The organism is Thauera carbonicopians (genome assembly GCF_025699485.1).
Taxonomy (GTDB): Bacteria; Pseudomonadota; Gammaproteobacteria; order Burkholderiales; family Rhodocyclaceae; genus Thauera.
Genome location: NZ_JANUXN010000002.1, coordinates 479,943 through 496,677 on the forward strand (window position 1 = coordinate 479,943; position 16,735 = coordinate 496,677).

General features: G+C 66.7%; 19 protein-coding genes. 5 read left to right on the top strand and 14 right to left on the bottom strand.

All coding sequences use genetic code 11. The features are described 5' to 3' along the window. Nucleotides 1-21: 21 nt before the first annotated feature. From fliQ to fliF, 12 genes are all read right to left on the bottom strand, one after another. On the bottom strand, nt 22-291 hold the full coding sequence (fliQ, locus tag NX068_RS04865) for a flagellar biosynthesis protein FliQ (protein ID WP_263460153.1): 270 nt from the start codon (nt 289-291) through the stop codon (nt 22-24). A 25-nt stretch (nt 292-316) separates the two neighbouring features. Continuing rightward, nucleotides 317-1,114, bottom strand: a complete 798-nt coding sequence (gene fliP, locus NX068_RS04870; protein WP_263460154.1) for a flagellar type III secretion system pore protein FliP — start codon at nt 1,112-1,114, stop codon at nt 317-319. Beyond that, a complete protein-coding gene (gene fliO, locus NX068_RS04875; RefSeq protein WP_263460155.1) occupies nt 1,104-1,589 on the bottom strand; it encodes a flagellar biosynthetic protein FliO in 486 nt (161 codons plus the stop codon). The genes fliP and fliO overlap by 11 nt, the downstream gene beginning before the upstream one ends. Nucleotides 1,590-1,602: 13 nt before the next feature. Then, nucleotides 1,603-2,076: a flagellar motor switch protein FliN gene (gene fliN, locus NX068_RS04880; RefSeq protein WP_068636390.1), complete on the bottom strand. Its 474-nt coding sequence runs from the start codon at nt 2,074-2,076 to the stop codon at nt 1,603-1,605. Then, nucleotides 2,069-3,079 (bottom strand): flagellar motor switch protein FliM, encoded by a 1,011-nt coding sequence (gene fliM, locus NX068_RS04885; protein ID WP_263460156.1) that lies wholly within the window; start codon nt 3,077-3,079, stop codon nt 2,069-2,071. Before fliM ends, fliN begins: the two co-directional genes overlap by 8 nt. Nucleotides 3,080-3,093: 14 nt before the next feature. Next, nucleotides 3,094-3,666, bottom strand: coding sequence for a flagellar basal body-associated FliL family protein (locus NX068_RS04890; protein WP_263460157.1), 573 nt, complete (start codon nt 3,664-3,666; stop codon nt 3,094-3,096). A gap of 93 nt (nt 3,667-3,759) precedes the next feature. Then, nucleotides 3,760-5,019, bottom strand: a complete 1,260-nt coding sequence (locus tag NX068_RS04895; protein WP_263460158.1) for a flagellar hook-length control protein FliK — start codon at nt 5,017-5,019, stop codon at nt 3,760-3,762. Nucleotides 5,020-5,095: 76 nt separating this feature from the next. Further along, nucleotides 5,096-5,560, bottom strand: coding sequence for a flagellar export protein FliJ (fliJ, locus tag NX068_RS04900; protein ID WP_263460159.1), 465 nt, complete (start codon nt 5,558-5,560; stop codon nt 5,096-5,098). Between the two features lie 119 nt (nt 5,561-5,679). Continuing rightward, entirely contained in the window at nt 5,680-7,077 is a 1,398-nt protein-coding gene (gene fliI / locus NX068_RS04905; RefSeq protein ID WP_263460160.1) for a flagellar protein export ATPase FliI, read from the bottom strand. Further along, entirely contained in the window at nt 7,074-7,862 is a 789-nt protein-coding gene (locus NX068_RS04910) for a flagellar assembly protein FliH (protein ID WP_263460161.1), read from the bottom strand. Before NX068_RS04910 ends, fliI begins: the two co-directional genes overlap by 4 nt. Before the next feature lie 24 nt (nt 7,863-7,886). Continuing rightward, nucleotides 7,887-8,888 carry a flagellar motor switch protein FliG gene (gene fliG, locus NX068_RS04915; RefSeq protein ID WP_263460162.1) on the bottom strand — a complete coding sequence of 334 codons (1,002 nt, stop codon included), beginning with the start codon at nt 8,886-8,888 and terminating at the stop codon, nt 7,887-7,889. Next, the gene (gene fliF, locus NX068_RS04920) at nt 8,885-10,618 is read right to left on the bottom strand and encodes a flagellar basal-body MS-ring/collar protein FliF (RefSeq protein WP_263460163.1); all 1,734 of its coding nucleotides are present in this window, start codon (nt 10,616-10,618) and stop codon (nt 8,885-8,887) included. The genes fliG and fliF overlap by 4 nt, the downstream gene beginning before the upstream one ends. A 121-nt stretch (nt 10,619-10,739) precedes the next feature. Between fliF and NX068_RS04925 the strand changes: the two genes are divergently transcribed. The 5 genes from NX068_RS04925 (at nt 10,740) to NX068_RS04945 (ending at nt 15,847) form a co-directional block, all read left to right on the top strand. Further along, nucleotides 10,740-11,996, top strand: a complete 1,257-nt coding sequence (locus NX068_RS04925) for a sensor histidine kinase (protein ID WP_442806689.1) — start codon at nt 10,740-10,742, stop codon at nt 11,994-11,996. Continuing rightward, entirely contained in the window at nt 11,993-13,435 is a 1,443-nt protein-coding gene (locus tag NX068_RS04930; protein ID WP_263460164.1) for a sigma-54-dependent transcriptional regulator, read from the top strand. The genes NX068_RS04925 and NX068_RS04930 overlap by 4 nt, the downstream gene beginning before the upstream one ends. Nucleotides 13,436-13,577: 142 nt before the next feature. Continuing rightward, nucleotides 13,578-13,901 (top strand): flagellar hook-basal body complex protein FliE, encoded by a 324-nt coding sequence (gene fliE, locus NX068_RS04935; RefSeq protein WP_263460165.1) that lies wholly within the window; start codon nt 13,578-13,580, stop codon nt 13,899-13,901. A gap of 199 nt (nt 13,902-14,100) precedes the next feature. Then, entirely contained in the window at nt 14,101-14,634 is a 534-nt protein-coding gene (locus NX068_RS04940) for a P-loop NTPase family protein (RefSeq protein ID WP_263460166.1), read from the top strand. Nucleotides 14,635-14,740: 106 nt separating this feature from the next. Then, complete coding sequence (locus NX068_RS04945; RefSeq protein ID WP_263460167.1) at nt 14,741-15,847, top strand: DNA alkylation repair protein; 1,107 nt, start codon at nt 14,741-14,743, stop codon at nt 15,845-15,847. Between the two features lie 74 nt (nt 15,848-15,921). On the opposite strand, the gene NX068_RS04950 is transcribed toward NX068_RS04945, so the two are convergent. Together NX068_RS04950 and NX068_RS04955 are read right to left on the bottom strand one after the other, a co-directional pair. Next, nucleotides 15,922-16,227 carry a DUF2149 domain-containing protein gene (locus NX068_RS04950; protein WP_263460168.1) on the bottom strand — a complete coding sequence of 102 codons (306 nt, stop codon included), beginning with the start codon at nt 16,225-16,227 and terminating at the stop codon, nt 15,922-15,924. Beyond that, on the bottom strand, nt 16,227-16,730 hold the full coding sequence (locus tag NX068_RS04955; RefSeq protein WP_263460169.1) for a MotA/TolQ/ExbB proton channel family protein: 504 nt from the start codon (nt 16,728-16,730) through the stop codon (nt 16,227-16,229). The genes NX068_RS04950 and NX068_RS04955 overlap by 1 nt, the downstream gene beginning before the upstream one ends. Nucleotides 16,731-16,735: the final 5 nt, after the last annotated feature.

Below are 16,735 nucleotides of genomic sequence, written 5' to 3' on the forward strand. Positions count from 1 at the left end.
GGGCGGGGCCGGCTTGCGGCTTCAGCCGATCATCGCCGGGATGGATTCGAACAGCTGGCGCATGAAGTCGGTCAGCAGCGTGATCATCCACGGCCCGGCCAGCACCAGGGTGACGAAGATGGCGACGAGCTTGGGCACGAAGGTCAGCGTCATCTCGTTGATCTGGGTCGCGGCCTGGAAGATGCTGATGATCAGGCCGGTGACGAGCGCGGCGAGGAACAGCGGCGCCGACACCATCAGGGTGACTTCGACGGCCTGGCGGCCGAGTTCGATGACGGTGGTGGGGGTCATGACCGGTTTCTCCCGCTTGTTTGCATCAGACCGCGAAGCTCTGCACCAGCGAGCCGATCAGCAGCGTCCAGCCGTCGACCAGCACGAACAGCATGATCTTGAACGGCAGCGACACGATCACCGGCGACATCATCATCATGCCCATCGACATCAGCACCGAGGCGACCACCATGTCGATGATGATGAAGGGGATGAAGACGATGAAGCCGATCTGGAAGGCGGTCTTGATCTCCGAGGTGACGAAGGCCGGGATGATCACGCGCATCGGCAGGTCTTCGGCTTTTTCCACCGGCGGCACCTTGGCCAGGCCGGCGAACAGGCCGAGATCGGGCTCGCGCACCTGTGCCAGCATGAAGGTACGCATCGGCACCGAGGCGCGCTGCAGGGCTTCGTCGAACTGGATCTGGCCTTCCGACATCGGCAGGTAGGCTTCGGCGTAGACCCGCTCGGCGACCGGCGCCATGACGAAGAAGCTCAGGAACAGCGCCAGGCCCAGCAGGACCTGGTTGGGCGGCGCGGTCTGAGTGCCCATCGCCTGGCGCAGCAGCGAGAGCACGATGATGATGCGGGTGAAGCTGGTCATCATCAGCACCATTGCGGGGATGAAGCTCAGCAGCGTCATCAGCAGCAACGTCTGGATGGTCAGGCTGTAGGTGGTGCCGCCGTCCGTCGCGGTGGTGCTGGTGACGGCGGGCAGGGCCTGGGCCTGGGCCTGTGCGGGCAGCGGCAGGCCGGCAAGTACCAGCAGCAGCGTCAGCACTGCAGCCAGCGACAGCGCCGGTGCCAGGCGCGTGCGCAGCAGTGACGAGCACTCAGTGTGCATCGCTGCGCTCCGCCGCTTGCCGCTCTGCCGTCTGCCGCTTCATGGCCTGTCCCAGCCAGGCCGAGAAATTCCGCGCCGAGCCGGATGACGATGGATGCGCGTTTTGCCGTGCTGCGAGCGGCAGTTCCTCGGCCTTCATTTCGTGCAGCCGGGTGACGCTGCCCGGCGCCACGCCGAGCACCAGCAGTTGCTCGCCGAGGCGCACCAGCACCACGCGCTCGCGCGGCCCGACAGGGGCGGCGCCCAGCACTTCGATCGCGGCGGCGGCGCTGCCGCGCGGCGCGGCGAGGCGACGGATCAGCCACAGGCTGGCGAGCAGCAGGGCGATGACCACGGCCAGGCCGCCCAGCATCTGGAACAGGCTGCCGGCCAGCTCGGTGGGGGCGCTGCCTGCGACCGGCGCCTGCGCCAGTGCATCGGCTGCAAGGGCGGTCAGCGGGAGCGGCAGAAGACGTAGGACGGTGAATCGATGCACGGTGTTGCGACGTTCAGTGGCGGATCTTGCGCATGCGCTCGGCCGGACTGATGATGTCCGTCAGGCGGATGCCGAACTTGTCATTGACGACGACGACTTCGCCTTGCGCGATCAGCGTGCCGTTGACCAGCACGTCCATCGGCTCGCCGGCGAGGCCGTCGAGTTCGACCACCGAGCCGTGGGCGAGCTGCAGCAGGTTGCGGATCGTCAGCTTGGTGCGCCCCAGCTCCACGGTGATCTGCACCGGGATGTCGAGGATCATGTCGAAATCGTTGAGCGAGCCCTTGCCGGGGCTGCCGGCGCCGAAATCCTCGAAGATCTGGCTGGCCGGACGGGCCTGGTAGGGCGAGTCCGCCATCGCCGCGGCGGCGAGTTCGGCGGCGACGCGGTCGGCCTCGCTGTCGCCGGACTGGCTGGCTTCGGTTGCGGCCTGTTCCTGCATCGCGGCGGCCCAATCGTCGTCGGTAATCTGGTTGTCGTCAGCCATTCTGGCCTCCAGCTAACAAGGGTGAAGGCTCTTCTTCCTGTGCGAGGAAGCGCTCCACCCGGATGGCGTATTGCCCGTTCTTGGTGCCCTGCCTGCATTCGAACACCGGCACGCCGTCGATCTCGGCCTGCAGCAGTTCCGGCACGTTCAGCGGAATCACGTCGCCGACCCGCATGTCGACGATGTCGCGCAGCGTGACGCGCGCGCTGCCGAGATTGCAGTGCAGCTCGACATCGGCCGAGCGCAGTTGGTGTGACAGCAGCTTGATCCAGCGCCGGTCCGAGGTGATGTGGTCGCTCTGCATCGTCGAATACAGCAGGTCGCGGATCGGCTCCAGCATCGAATACGGGAAGCAGACGTGCATCTCGGCCTGGGCGCCGCCGATCTCCAGCGAGAAGGTCGTCGAGATGACGATCTCGGAAGGGGTGGCGATGTTGGCGAACTGCGAGTTCATCTCCGAGCGCACGTACTCGAACTCGAGCTTGAACACCGGCGCCCAGGCTTTGGCGTATTCGGTGAACACCACTTCGAGCATGCCGTGGATGATGCGCTGCTCGGTCGGCGTGAAGTCGCGGCCTTCGACGCGGGTGTGGAAGCGGCCGTCGCCGCCGAACATGTTGTCGACGACGAGGAAGACCAGGTTGGGGTCGAACACCACCAGCCCGGTGCCGCGCATCGGCTTGGCCGTGACCAGGTTGAGGTTGGTCGGCACCACCAGGTTGCGCACGAACTCGGCGTATTTTTGCACCTTGATCGGGCCGACCGATACTTCGGTGTTGCGATGCACGTAGTTGAAGAAGCCGATGCGCAGGTAGCGCGCGAAGCGCTCGTTGATCAGCTCCATCGTGGGCATGCGCCCACGCACGATGCGCTCCTGGGTGCCCAGGTTGTAGGGGCGCACGCCCTCGGCCGCGTGTTCCTCGACTTCGGGCTCGTCGGATTCTCCGGTCACGCCCCGCAGCAGGGCGTCGACTTCTTCCTGGGAGAGAAAATCCGATGACATGGCGTTCGCGTCCGCTACTGGATGATGAAGGAGTTGAACAGTACGGCCTGGATCGGGCCGCTCGAGGTCGTGCGGCCGCGGGCGTCCGTCTGCACCGGGAAGCCGATCGCGGCGTTGGCCTCGTCGACGATGGAGGCGGCCAGCAGTTCTCGGCCTTCGGTGGTGAATAGTTCGGACGGCAGCCGGCTCGACAGCAGCAGGTTGATGCGGTGCCGGATCTCGGGCATGTAGCCCTTGAGACCTTCGCCGGTCTTGGCGTCGGCGACACGCAGCACGATCACGGCCTGCAGGTAATGGTCGCCCTCGTCGCGGCGCAGGTTGACGGTGAAGGGGTCCAGCGGTACGAAAATGGGAGGCTTGGACAGATCCACCGGCGGCAGCGCTGCGGGTTGGGCAGCGGCGGCTGCCGGCGCGGAGGCGCCGTCATCGCCGCCGCCCTTGTTCTTCAGCAGCAGCAGCGCGCCGACGCCGCCCGCGACGATGATCAGCAGCACCAGCAGCACGATGACGATGATGATGAGCAGCTTGCTCTTGCCCTTGGGGGCTGCTTCTCCGCCCGCCTCCGGTTTGGTTGGCGCCTTGGCCATGCGAATCTCCTGATATCTTGCCAAAATTATCGCGGAAGATCGCGCGCCGCGAAGCGTGGAAAAGTGGGGCAGAGCGGCCCCAATTCAAGCGCTTCAGACGAAGGTGTCGACCATTCCGTCGTGTTGTTGCAGCCATGATGCGGGTTGGCCGCCGTCGGCCGCATCCGCGATCGTTCCGTTGCTGCCCGTTTGCCGGCCCTGCCTGCCACCGTCACTCCCAGCGCCACGGTCTTCCGAGGTGCTGACATCGGCCTGTCCCAGGCTGATGCCGGATTGCTGAAGTATCTCCCGCAAGCGCGGCAGCGCCTGCTCGAGTGCGTCACGCGCAGCCTGACTGGAGGCGACGAACTGCGCCGTGGTCTGGTCGCCGTTGAGCGAAATCGACACTTCGAGCTTGCCGATGTTGGGCGGCGTCAGCACCAGCTCGGCCTTGCTCTCCGCGCGGCCGATCATCCATCGCACCTGGTTGCCCACGTCCTCGGCCCAGGCTTGCCGGTTTGCCGGGGTGTGCACGGGCAGTTGCGGCGTCGGCGCCTGGGCAGGGGCGTGGCGCAGCACGCCGAGCAGATTGGTGCCGTGATGTCCGCCCGCGGCCTGGCCGGGCTGCCGGGCCGCGATGTCTTCGTCCCCCGCCTTCAGGCTTGGGGTCGTGCCTGCCGTCTTGTCGGCAATGACTGTCGCGAGCGGCACTCGTCCCTGTGCCGCCTGGCCGGCGTCGGTGCCGGCATCGGCCGGTTTCGGGCTGCCTTTCGATGGCAGGCCGGCATTCTGCAGCGCTTTGCCGGCGCCGTCATCCGTGGCCGGTTCGGCGTCGGCTTCGCCGTCGTTCGCCATGCCGGCCTGCAGGGCGGCAATCGCTGCCGGCAGGCCGGCAAGCGCGGCCGCATCGGTGGATGTATCTGCCGACGCCTCGGCCGCTGCCGCCTGGCCGTTCCGTGAGATGTCGGTATGTTCGTCCGTGGTTTCGCTGCCCTTGGCAGCCTCGGTCGGCTGCGCAGCGTTTTCGGCGGGGCGGGATTCGCCGGATTCGGCAGAGCGGGCCGCCGGGTCGGCGGGCTGTGTCCGGCCGCGTTCCGGTTCGCGCGTGCTGGTGCGCTGCGGGCCGCGTTCGGCCTCGCGCGGCTGTGCCGGAGCGTTGTTGGCATGCGCGGGCTGGGCCGATGGGGCGCGCGAATCGCGCAACTGGTTCTGCAGCGTGCGGGAGAAGGACGGCGATTGGGAAGGTGTCTGGGAAGGCGATTGCTGGCTGCCGGGGCCGATCAGCCCGGCAAGCGTCGCCGGGTCGGACCACTTGCGAGCGGAATGGCCTTGCAGGCTCTGGGCCAGGCTGGGGGAAGAAAGGGTTGCGGACATGGTCTGGCGCCTCTGGAACAGGATGAGCAGGGCTTTCTATGCAAGAGCCGTGCCATGCCGGCGGGCTGCCGGACGATCAGTCGTGGGTGCCGCCGTCGCCGTCCAGACGGGCTCGGCCGAGGCGTGCGGCGTGCTCGTCGGCCATCTTCTGCTCCTGGCGGGCCTCGACGCGGGCCAGGCTCGCCTGGTGGCGCTGCGACAAGGTGTCGAAAGCCTTGAGCTTGTTGCGCTGGGCGAGCCAGTGTTGCTGTCCCTGCGCCGTCAACTGCTGTGACTGTTCCGTCAGCTTGCGCTGCGCGAGGATGGCTTCATCCAGGCGGGCGATGAAAGCGCCATAGTTGCGCCAGGCGTCCGGACTGAGGCCTTCGCGCGCGGCTTCGACGAAGCGGTCGTTGTACTCGCGCCGGTAGTCCTCGAGCATCTGCAGCTTCTGCGCCACGTCGCGCTCGGCCGCCAGCAGTTCGCCCAACTGGCGGGCGGCTTCGTCGGTGCGGGTCTGGGCGAGATCGAGCAGGGGCTGGAGGTGGAAGCGGGGACTCATGGGGTTGGCAGCGCGTCGTTCGCGTGCCCCGGCAACGGAGAGGTGGGCGCCGGCAGTCTAATCGTCATATGCCGCAGGCGTGCCACGCATTCGGCAACTGCCTGTGGAAAATGTCACGCTCAGGCGGAAAATACCTGTGCCAGCTTCTGCAGGGCGCCGTCGTAGGACTCGCGCTCGTTGATGCCCTGCTGCAGGAAGGCTTCGAGCCTGGGGTAGAGCTGCACCGCCGTGTCCAGCACCGGGTCGCCGCCCGGCTGGTAGGCGCCGACCGCGATCAGGTCGCGCGAACGCTGGTAGCGTGAGAAGAACTGCTTGAACTGGCGCACGACGGCGAAATGATCGTCGCCGACCAGGCCATGCATTGCGCGCGAGATCGACTGTTCGATGTCGATCGCGGGATAGTGGCCCTGGTCGGCGAGGCTGCGCGACAGCACGAAGTGGCCGTCGAGGATGGCACGGGCGGAGTCGGCGATCGGGTCCTGTTGGTCGTCGCCTTCGGCCAGCACGGTGTAGAAGGCGGTGATCGAGCCGCCGCCTTCGGGGCCGTTGCCGGCGCGCTCGACCAGCGCCGGCAGGCGGGCGAACACGCTCGGCGGGTAGCCGCGGGTGACCGGCGGTTCGCCGATCGCCAGGGCGATCTCGCGCTGCGCCATTGCGTAGCGCGTCAGCGAGTCCATGATCAGCAGCACCTGCTTGCCCTGGTCGCGGAAGTATTCCGCCACCGTGGTTGCGTAGGCCGCGCCCTGCATCCGCATCAGCGGGCTGGTGTCGGCCGGCGCGGCCACCACCACCGAGCGTGCCAGGCCTTCCGGGCCGAGACTCTGGTCGATGAATTCCTTGACTTCGCGGCCCCGTTCGCCGATCAGGCCGACGACGATGACGTCCGCCGAGGTGTAGCGCGCCATCATGCCGATCAGCACCGACTTGCCGACACCGGAGCCGGCGAACAGGCCCAGGCGCTGGCCGCGGCCGACGGTCAGCAGGGCGTTGATCGCACGGATGCCGACGTCCAGCGGCTGCTGGATCGGTGCGCGCGACAGCGGGTTGATCGCGCGTCCCTGCAGCGAGCGCGTTTCCTGTGTGGCGAGCGGCCCGGCGCCGTCGAGCGGCCGGCCGGCGCCATCGACGACGCGGCCGAGCAGGGCGTTGCCCACCGGCAGGTGCTTGGCGCGGTCGGCGGCGCGGCGGCGCGGACCGATGCGCTTGCCCGGCACCAGCCGCGGCACGCCCACTTCCATCGGCAGCACGCGGGCGCCGGGTGCCAGGCCGAAGACGTCGTCGGTCGGCATCATGAACAGCTTTTCGCCGCTGAAGCCGACGACTTCGGCTTCGACCGAGCCGCCGCCCGGGATCAGGATTCGGCAGCCGGAACCCAGCGGCAGCTTGAGCCCGGCCGCTTCCATGACGAGGCCGTTGATGCGGGTGAGCCGGCCCGAGATCTCGAAGGCACTGGTGTCCCTGACCAGCCGGCGGCCGTCGGCGAGGAAGTCGCGCCACAGTTCGCCGCCGTGCTTCATGCGGCAGAGTCCGGTGTGCCGGTTGCCGGCCGATCCGGGTCGGCGGCGGAGAAGCGCATGTGTTCGCGCCCGAGCGATTCGAGCACGCGCCGCCAGCGGGTCTCCAGCGTGGCGTCGAGCTGCGCGCCCTGGGTGTCGATGCGGCACTCGCCGCGCTGCAGGTCGAAATCTTCCTGCAGGCGGTGGCCGGCTTGCGCGAGCTGTTCGCCCAGGTTCTCGCGTACCAGCGCCAGGTCGTCAGGATGCAGCCGGATCTGCGCATTTCCCTGCGGCAACTGCTGCAGTGCGCTGCGGATGGTGTCGAGCACGGTCTCGGGGTGGAGGTGCAGGGTGTGGTGGACCATCTGCCGGGCGAGTTCGATGGCGAGCGCCATCAACTCCTCGGCGACTTCGCGGTCGATTTCGGCCAGCGACTGCTCGAGCCGCTCGGCCAGCGCCAGCACGCGCGCGGCTTCGGCTTCGGTCTTCGCCTTGCCTTCCTCGTAGGCCTTGCGTTCGCCTTCGGCCATGCCCGCCGCCAGCCCGGCTTCGTGGCCTTCGCGCCAGCCTTCCTCGCGCGCGGCATTGCGGATTTCCTCGTGCATGCGCTCGATTTCCTCCGCCGTGGGCAGCTTCAGATCGGGCGGCAGGCTGTAGGCGGGCTCAGGCGTGTCGGGAAGGGTTTCGGGTTCGGCCGGGGCAACGGCATCGGCGCCTGCCGGGAGAGGGGCCGCCTCCCGCGCGTCGAAATCCTCCGGCGTCCAGCGCCGGTAGGCGCCCACGGCCTGGTGGCGGGAAATGCTCACGAAGCGCTCCTGGATCCCGGCAGCTTAGACGAAGCCATCGTCGCCTCCCTTGCCCGCCATCATGACCTGGCCTTCCTCCGCCAGGCGGCGGACGATCTTGAGGATTTCCTTCTGTTCGGCCTCGACTTCGGACAGCCGGACCGGGCCGCGGGATTCGAGATCCTCGCGCAGCATCTCGGCCGCACGGCTCGACATGTTCTTGAAGATCTTCTCGCGCAGTTCCGGCTGCGCGCCCTTGAGGGCGACGATGAGCGAATCGGACTGGACTTCGCGCAGCACGGTCTGGATGCCGCGGTCGTCGATGTCGAGCAGATTCTCGAACACGAACATCTCGTCGAGGATCTTCTGCGCCAGCTCGGGATCGTATTCGCGCACGTTGTCGATGATGCTGGTCTCGTACGTCGAGCCGACGAAGTTGAGGATCTCCGCGGCATGATGCACGCCGCCCATCGAGGCCTTCTTGACCGTCGATGCGCCGGCCAGCATGCGCGTCAGCGAATCGTTCAGTTCGCGCAGCGCGGCAGGCTGCACACCGTCGAGCGTGGCGATGCGCAGTACCACGTCGTTGCGCAGGCGTTCGTTGAAATGGGTGAGGATCTCGCCGGCCTGGTCGAATTCGAGGTGGACCAGGATGGTGGCGATGATCTGCGGATGCTCGTTCTTGATCAGGTCGGCGGCGGTGCCGGCGTCCATCCACTTCAGGCTTTCGATGCCGGCGGTGTCCGAACCCTGGATCATGCGCGCGAGCAGGTGGCTGGCACGCTCGTCGCCCAGCGCCTTGGTCAGCATCAGGCGCAGTTGCTCCTCGTCGGATTCGATCAGCGCGCCCTTGGCGAAATGCTCGATCATCTCGTCCAGCAGCGGTTCGACCTTGCTGCGCGACTGCGGCGGCATGCTCGCCATCTTCATGCCGAGACGCTGCACTTCGCGCGGGCCGAGGTGCTTCAGCACTTCGGCCGCTTCGTCGGCACCGAGCGTCATCAGCAGCAGCGCGGACTTTTCCAGGCCTTCTTCGGGTGTCGTCACTTGCGGCCCTCCTCGGTCACGCCCAGCCATTCCTTGATTAGGTTGGCGACGGTCTTGGGATCGTCGCGGGCCAGCTCGCGGGCGCGGGCGAGGCGGCTTTCGTAGCTGTCGGCTTCATCTCCGCCCGACAGCGACACGACCACGCCGTCCTCGTCTTCGTCGCCGGCTTCGCCGCCCAGGCCCGGTTCGCCCTGAGCGTCCTTGGCCGGCTTTTCCTTCGGCGGGATCACCGTGCGCAGCAGCGGGCGCAGCACGCCGAAGTAGGCGAGCAGGATCGCGATCAGGATCAGCAGCCAGTTCAGCCCTTCGCGGCCGAGCTCGACCATTTCCGGATCCTTCCACAGCGGCGGCGCGGCGTCGTCCGGGTCGCGGGCGAAGGCGTTGTTGGCGACGTTGATCGAATCGCCCCGGTCGGCGTTGTAGCCGACGGCTTCGCGCACGACGTTGGTGATGCGGGCGATTTCCTCGTCGGTCAGCGGCACCCGGGTCGGCTTGCCTTCCGGGCCGGGAACGGTGCGATTGTTGACCACCACCGCCACCGACAGGCGCTTGATCTGGCCGACCGCCTGCTTGATGTGCTGGATGCTGCGGTCGACTTCGTAGTTGAGCACCGCACTGCGGTTGCTGCTGATCACGCCCTGCGAGCCTTGCTGGCCTGCGCCGACCGGCGGCACGCTGAGCGGCGCGGTGGCCGGCACCGGCGGCTGGTTGGTGAGCGCGCCGGGAATGCCTTGCGGCCCCTGCTGCGGGTTGATGGTCTCGGTGGTCTGCTGGCTGCGGATCGCCTGATCGGGCGAAGGATTGGGCTTGTAGGTCTCGGCGGTCTGCTCGACCTGGTTGAAATCGACGGCGGCGGTGACCTGGGCGCGGAAGTTGTCCTTGCCGAACAGCGGCACCAGGATGTTGTCGATGCGCTCGATCAGGCCTTCCTCGACCATGCGCACGTACTGCAACTGGTTGGCGTTGAGGCCGGCGCGCATCAGCGGGTCGGCCCGTTCGGTCAGCAGCTTGCCGCTCTGGTCGATGATCTTGACGCCTTCGGCGGTCATGCGCGGCACGCTGGACGACACCAGGTGCACGATGCCGGCGACCTGGTTCTCGTCCAGGATGCGTCCCGGGCGCAGGTTCACCATCACCGACGCGGTCGGCTTCTGGTCGTCGCGCAGGAAGGCGGTCTGCTTGGGCATCGCCAGGTGCACGCGGGCGCTGTCGACCGCCGAGATCGACTGCACGGTGCGCGACAGCTCGCCTTCGAGCGCGCGCTGGTAATTGACCTGTTCGTTGAACTGCGAGATGCCCAGCTTCTGGCCGTCCATCAGTTCGAAGCCGGCCAGCCCGCCCTTGGGCAGGCCGGCTGCGGCCAGGCGCAGGCGGGTTTCGTGCACCTGCGCGCTGGGCACCAGGATCGCATTGCCGGTGGCCGACATCCGGTAGGGCACGTTCTGCTGCTGCAGCGTGGCGATGACCTGGCCGCCGTCGCGCTCGTCGAGGTTGGAGTACAGCACCGCGTAGTCGGGCGGGCGGTTCCACATCAGCAGGGCTGCGATCAGCGCGATCGTCAGCGCGAGCGCGGCGGCAGCGGCGATCTTCTGCTGCTGCGTCAGCGCCTTGACGTTCTGTAGCGCCTGCTGCAGGCGAGTAGGTTCGGCGGCGGGTTCGCCGCCAGCGGGTATGCCCCCGGCGGGTATGCCTCCAATGGGCATCTCGGCAGTGTTCTCGGCAGCGGCCATGATGGCAGTCCACTTTTTCGGATGGACGCATTGTCACGCGGCCCTGGCAAGGGTGGTCATGCGAATAGCGGCATTTTTTGCCGCCTGTTTGCCGGCTAAGATAGTGCCCACCATGATTAGAGTGCAGGGCGTGAATACGGAACCCAGCCATTCTTCTGCCGGAGCGGCGGCTGCCGGACTGCAGGCCGCCGGAACGCCGGCAGCCGGATCGCCGGCCGCCCCTCTCGACGCGGCGCAGCTGGCCGAGGCGTTTGCGCTGTTCAACCGCGCCTCCGAGGAACTGTCGACCGCCTACAACGCGCTGCAGGCGCAGGTCGGGCAGCTGACCGAGCGGCTGTCGGTGCTGATGGGCGCGCTGCCGGCAGCGGTGGTCGTCGTCGATCGCGCGGGCCTCGTCGTCCAGGTCAATCGTGCGGCCGAGGCCTTGTTCGGCGGCGCGCTGGTCGGCACCGCTTGGCGTGCCGCGTGGGCGCGCCTGCAGGCCACCGAGACGCCGGGCGAGTTCAGCTTCGCTGCGCCGGGCGAGGGCGGCAGTGCTGACGAGCCGCGGCGGCTGTCGCTGTCCGAATCCGCGCTCGAATCGGGCGATGAGCGGATCGTGCTGCTGCACGACATCACCGAAACCCACCGCATGCGCCTCGCTTCCGAGCGCAACGAACGGCTCGCGGCGATGGGCGAGATGGTCGCCGGCCTGGCGCACCAGCTGCGCACGCCGCTGGCTGCCGCGCTGCTCTACACCGGCAACCTGCGCCAGCCCGAGCTCGACGCTGCGCAGCGCAGCCACGTCGCCGACCGCGCGCTGGAGCGCCTGCGCTACCTGGAACGCCTGATCCGCGACATGCTGTTGTTCGCCCGCGGCGACAGCCTGGGGCGGCAGCGCTTCCACGTCTGCGAGCTCGCAGCGGAACTTGCCCATACGCTGGAGCCGCTGGCGAAGGCGAAGCAGATCGAGTTCGACGCACACTGCGGCTGCGGCGACACCGAACTCCTTGGTGACCGCAAGGCACTGGGCGGCGCGTTGACGAATCTGCTCGAAAACGCCATCCAGGCCAGCGAGGCGGGCGGCTGCGTGCGCTTCGAAGTCGCAAACGTGCCGGCCGCCGACAGCGGCCTGGGCGTGGCCGCGGTGCGTTTCGCCGTCAGCGACGAAGGCCGGGGCATTCCGGCCGAGCTGCAGGAGCGCCTGTTCGAGCCTTTCTTCACCACGCGCGCCGAAGGCACCGGCCTCGGCCTCGCCATCGCGCGCGGCGTGGCGCGCGGCCACGGCGGCGACATTCTGCTGCGTTCGGCGCCCGGCCAGGGTTCCACCTTCATCCTCAGTCTGCCGATGTCGCTCGAGCTGCCGGCAGACACGACTTCTTCGCCGTCACCGCCATGATCGAACACCTGAACATTCTCGTCGTCGAGGACGATGCCGCGCTGCGCGACGCCGTGTGCTTCACGCTGGAGATGGCCCGCCACGGCGTCACCGGCGTCGATGGCGGACCGGCGGCGCTGGCCGAACTCGAACGCCAGCGCTTCAACCTCGTCGTCACCGACCTGCGCATGCAGCCGATGGACGGCCTCGAACTGCTGCACGAGATCCGCCTGCGCCAGCCGCAGCTGCCGGTGCTGCTGATGACCGCCTACGGCGACGTCGACAAGGCGGTGGCGGCGATGCGCGGCGGCGCCTGCGATTTCCTGATGAAACCCTTCGAACCCGAAGTGCTGCTGGAGAACGTGCGGCGCTACGCGGCGCTGCCGCCCGCCGCCGAGGACACCGTCGCCGAAGACCCCCATACCTGCAATCTGCTGGCACTGGCCGCGCGCGTGGCCGAGACCGACGCCACGGTGCTGCTGTCGGGCGAGTCCGGCACCGGCAAGGAAGTCTTCGCGCGCTACATCCACAGCCATTCGCCGCGATGCAGCGGCCCCTTCATCGCGATCAACTGCGCGGCGATTCCCGAGAACCTGCTCGAAGCCACGCTGTTCGGCTACGAGAAAGGTGCTTTCACCGGCGCGCAGGCTGCGCAGCCGGGCAAGTTCGAGCAGGCCCAGGGTGGCACCATCCTGCTCGACGAAATCTCCGAAATGCCGCTCGGCCTGCAGGCCAAGCTGCTGCGGGTGCTGCAGGAGCGCGAAGTCGAACGCGTCGGCGGCAAGAAGCCGGTGGCGCTCGACATCCGGGTGCTGGCCACCAGCAACCGTGACATGCAGAAGGAAATCGCCGCGGGCCGTTTCCGCGAGGATTTGTACTACCGGCTCAACGTGTTTCCGATCGCGATTCCCGCGCTGCGCGAGCGGCCGGGCGACATCGTGCCGCTGGCACGCCATTTCCTCGGCCAGCACGCTGCGCGGCTCAAGCGCCAGGCCCGTCTGGCGACCGAGGCCGAGAGCCTGCTGCCCAGCTACGGCTGGCCGGGCAACGTGCGGGAACTGGAGAACACCTTGCAGCGCGCACTGATCCTGACGCCCGGTGACACCGTCGGCGTCGAGACGCTGCGCCTGTGCCTGCCGCACTGGGACGGCGCCGTAGCGGCGCCGGCGGTGCAGATCGCTCCGGCGGCAGATTTTGCCGCAGTGCCGAGCAAGGCGCCTGCCGCGCCGGCGGCAATGTTTGCCGCCAGCCAGCCGTTGCCGCCGCAGACCGGGGCCGTCGCCGCAGCAGCCCAGGCCACCCGCCCGGCGAACATGAAGGATCTCGAACGCGAGCACATCCTCGGCACGCTGCGCGAACTGGGCGGATCGCGCAAGAAAACCGTCGAAAAGCTGGGGATTTCGGAACGAACCTTGCGTTACAAGCTGCAACAGTACCGCGACGAAGGCTACGACGTCTAGCCGGCGGGCGGACTCGACAGCGGTGGCACGGGCTTTGCTCTGCTAGACTGACGTCAACAGCGACACAAAGAGCGATACAGGCCGGGGAACCGAAGATCGGCAGACAGATCACAAGGCCGAAGACCTGGACCGGAGAGCAAGCATGGACACCCGTGGAATCGACCAGATGTTGAGCGAACTGCGCTCGGTATCCCAGGCTGCACAGAACAAGCCTGTGGAGCCGGCTGGGCCCGTGGCGGGCGGCGCCAACTTCGCCGATGTGCTCGACAACGCCCTCAAGGACGTCAGCGCGGCCCAGTCCGAAGCGCGCCAGATGGCGCAGGAATTTTCCGCCGGCGACCCCAACGTCAATCTCCAAGACGTGATGGTCAATCTGCAGAAGGCCAACCTGTCCTTCCAGCAGATGGTGCAGGTGCGCAACCGGCTGGTCACCGCGTACCAGGACATCATGAACATGCCTGTTTGAGGGGGCTCCAGAATCTGCCGGTGGGCCGGCAGCTTGCGGCGAAAGCCAGGCCCATCGGTATCCCGGACGGCGGTACGTTTCGTGCCGCCGTTTTTCGTTGGGGCTGTACAGGCGTTCCGGACGCTGCTTGTCCTGACCGCTCTATGCGAAGAACCCTCAAAAGCACGCCTCATGGTTTGATCACCGAGTTCCAGGAAACATGCGCTTCATCGTTGTCGGCACAAGCGGATCGGGGAAGACCACCTTCGCCAATGCCTTGTCGAAGGCCATGAGCTGCCCATGCATCGAGCTCGATCGGCTCTATTGGGGGCCGAGCTGGGTTGCCGTGCCACCTGAAGAGTTCAAGCGCGCCGTGTGTGAGGCCACCACGGGTGAGCGTTGGGTGGCCGACGGAAACTACAGCGCAGTACGTGAACTGTTGTGGTCGCGTGCCACGCACGTCGTCTGGCTCAACTTCGGCCGCGCTACAGTGTTCTCACGGGTGTTCTGGCGCACGCTAAGCCGTGGCATCAGGCGCACGGAGCTGTTCAACGGCAATCGTGAGTCACTGCGCATGGCTTTCCTGTCCAGGGAGTCGGTACTGCTTTGGTCATTCACGACCTTCTCCAGGAACAGAATCAAATTTTCGGCGCTTCGTGACGATCCCGGGTTTTCTCATCTGCAATGGATGGAGATCACCGAGCCTGCTCGCGTCAACGCGGTGATTCGGTCCCTGTCCCGTGCGGAAGATTGATCGACTGCTTCCACATGCTTGGCCTTCCCGATGCCGCGGAAACAGACCAGGAATCCTGACGGTGTGAAAGTGCCCCGTGTGTTTCGTTATTCGATGAGGGATGCAAATGGTCGGACAGACAGCAGACGCAGCGCCGGCGTTGAAGGAAATATTCGACGAACAGTGCATTCAGCACTTCGCGGACGAGGCCGGGCAGGTTTCTTCGGCATTCGACCGGCAATCTTTCCTTGCCTGCTTCGGCGACCTCGATCAACTCTCCCTGATGGCCCGTGTGAAGCGCGTGGCAGAAGGCCTGCATGTAGCACTGCCCGGAGATTTCCGTTCGAATGTCGCAAAGCTACGCGAGCTGGCACCGCGTCTGAACAACAGGTTCATCACCCTGGTTCTGCCCGAATACGTCGCGTTTTATGGAGCGGACGATTTCGAGACGTCGATGGACGTGCTCAAGTTTTTCACGAACTTCGGAAGCTCGGAGTTTGCGGTGCGCCACTTTCTGCGGCGCGATCTCCCGCGCACGCTCAAGGTCATGGAGGCGTGGGCTCGCGATGACAACGAGCATGTGCGCCGCCTGGCCAGCGAAGGCAGTCGGCCGCGCTTGCCGTGGTCGTTCCAGATCAAGCCGCTGATGCTCGACCCGTCACCGCTCGTGCCGATACTCGATGCTCTCAAGGACGACCCAAGCCTCTATGTTCGGCGGTCGGTTGCCAACAATCTGAACGACATCGCCAAGGACAATCCCGTTTGGGCGCTCGATCGCATCGAGCGCTGGCCGCTTGGCGATGCCGGCACCGCATGGATCGCAAAGCACGCGCTGCGGAGTCTGATCAAGAAAGGGGAACCCCGTGCTCTGGCAGTGATCGGCGCAGGTGGTGCGCCGCAGGTAAAGCTCACGGACTTGGGTCTCTCACCGCCGGTAATCGAGCTGGGGCAATCGATCGAACTCGAGTTCGTGCTGTCCTCGACGACGAACGAGACGCAGCGCCTGGTGGTCGATTACGCAATCCATTACGTGAAGAAATCGGGGAGCGTCGCGCCCAAGGTCTTCAAGCTGAAGGTCCTGGAGTTGACCGGGAATGCCGTCGAGCGGGTCCGCAAGCGGCAGACCATCGCAAACTTCACGACCCGGGTTCATTATCCAGGCCATCATGCAATGGAGATCCTGGTCAACGGCCAGGTGCTCGGGCGAACGTCTTTCGAGCTGCTGCCGGGCTAAGGGCGGTCATCAGTTTCCCCGCTGGAGTCGTCCAAGCGTGCGGAAGCAGGTGTTCCGGACTGTGCTCAGGGAGTTCAATCCTCCGGCACGTAGATCATCCGCCCGTCGTCGAGTCGGTAGGTGATGCCCGCGCGCGAGCCTTGTCCCTCGCCCATTTCGCCGCTGGATTCGTAGCGCGTCAGTTCCTGGCCCTCCTTGATGGTGATGCGCATGTCGGCGTCGCCCGGATTCTCGACCACCACCACCCGGTTCTGGGTGAAGGGGTTGAGCGGGTTCTGGGCAATGACCACCATCAGCGTGCCGATGATGACGAGGAACAGGTCGATCAGGTTGACGACCGACAGCATCGGGTCGTTGTCGTCTTCGTCGAGGAAGCGCATCAGCCTAGTGCCTCCCGTTGTCGTTCCAGTTCGCGCAGGTCCTGCAGCAGCCAGCGCCGGCGGATGCTGAGGATGAAGAAGCAGATGCTGGCGGCCAGCAGCGCCAGGATCACTGCGGAAAAGGCCGCCACCATGTTGCGGCCCACCTCCGCCGCATTGCCGCTGCCCAGCGCCAGCAGCGCCGGGCCCATCGGGATCATGGTGGCGATCAGGCCGAGCATCGGTGCGGTGCGCGAGACGATGCGCAGCCATTCCAGCCGCTTCATGATCCACAGTTCCAGGTCGTCGCTGGCCATCGGCGCCTGTCCGGTCGTGCCTTGCCGGGCGTGGATGAACAGTGCTTTCGGGTGGGTGTTGCTGTTGCGCTGCCAGGCTTCGACGGCAAAGGCGCCGAGCATCACCAGCGCGTAGGCCAGGGCGATGCCGATCAGCAGCATCACCGGCGCGAGGAAGAGGCGCGAGACGTCGTAGAGCAGGGTTTCGATTGCGGCAAATGCGGTCATGTTTC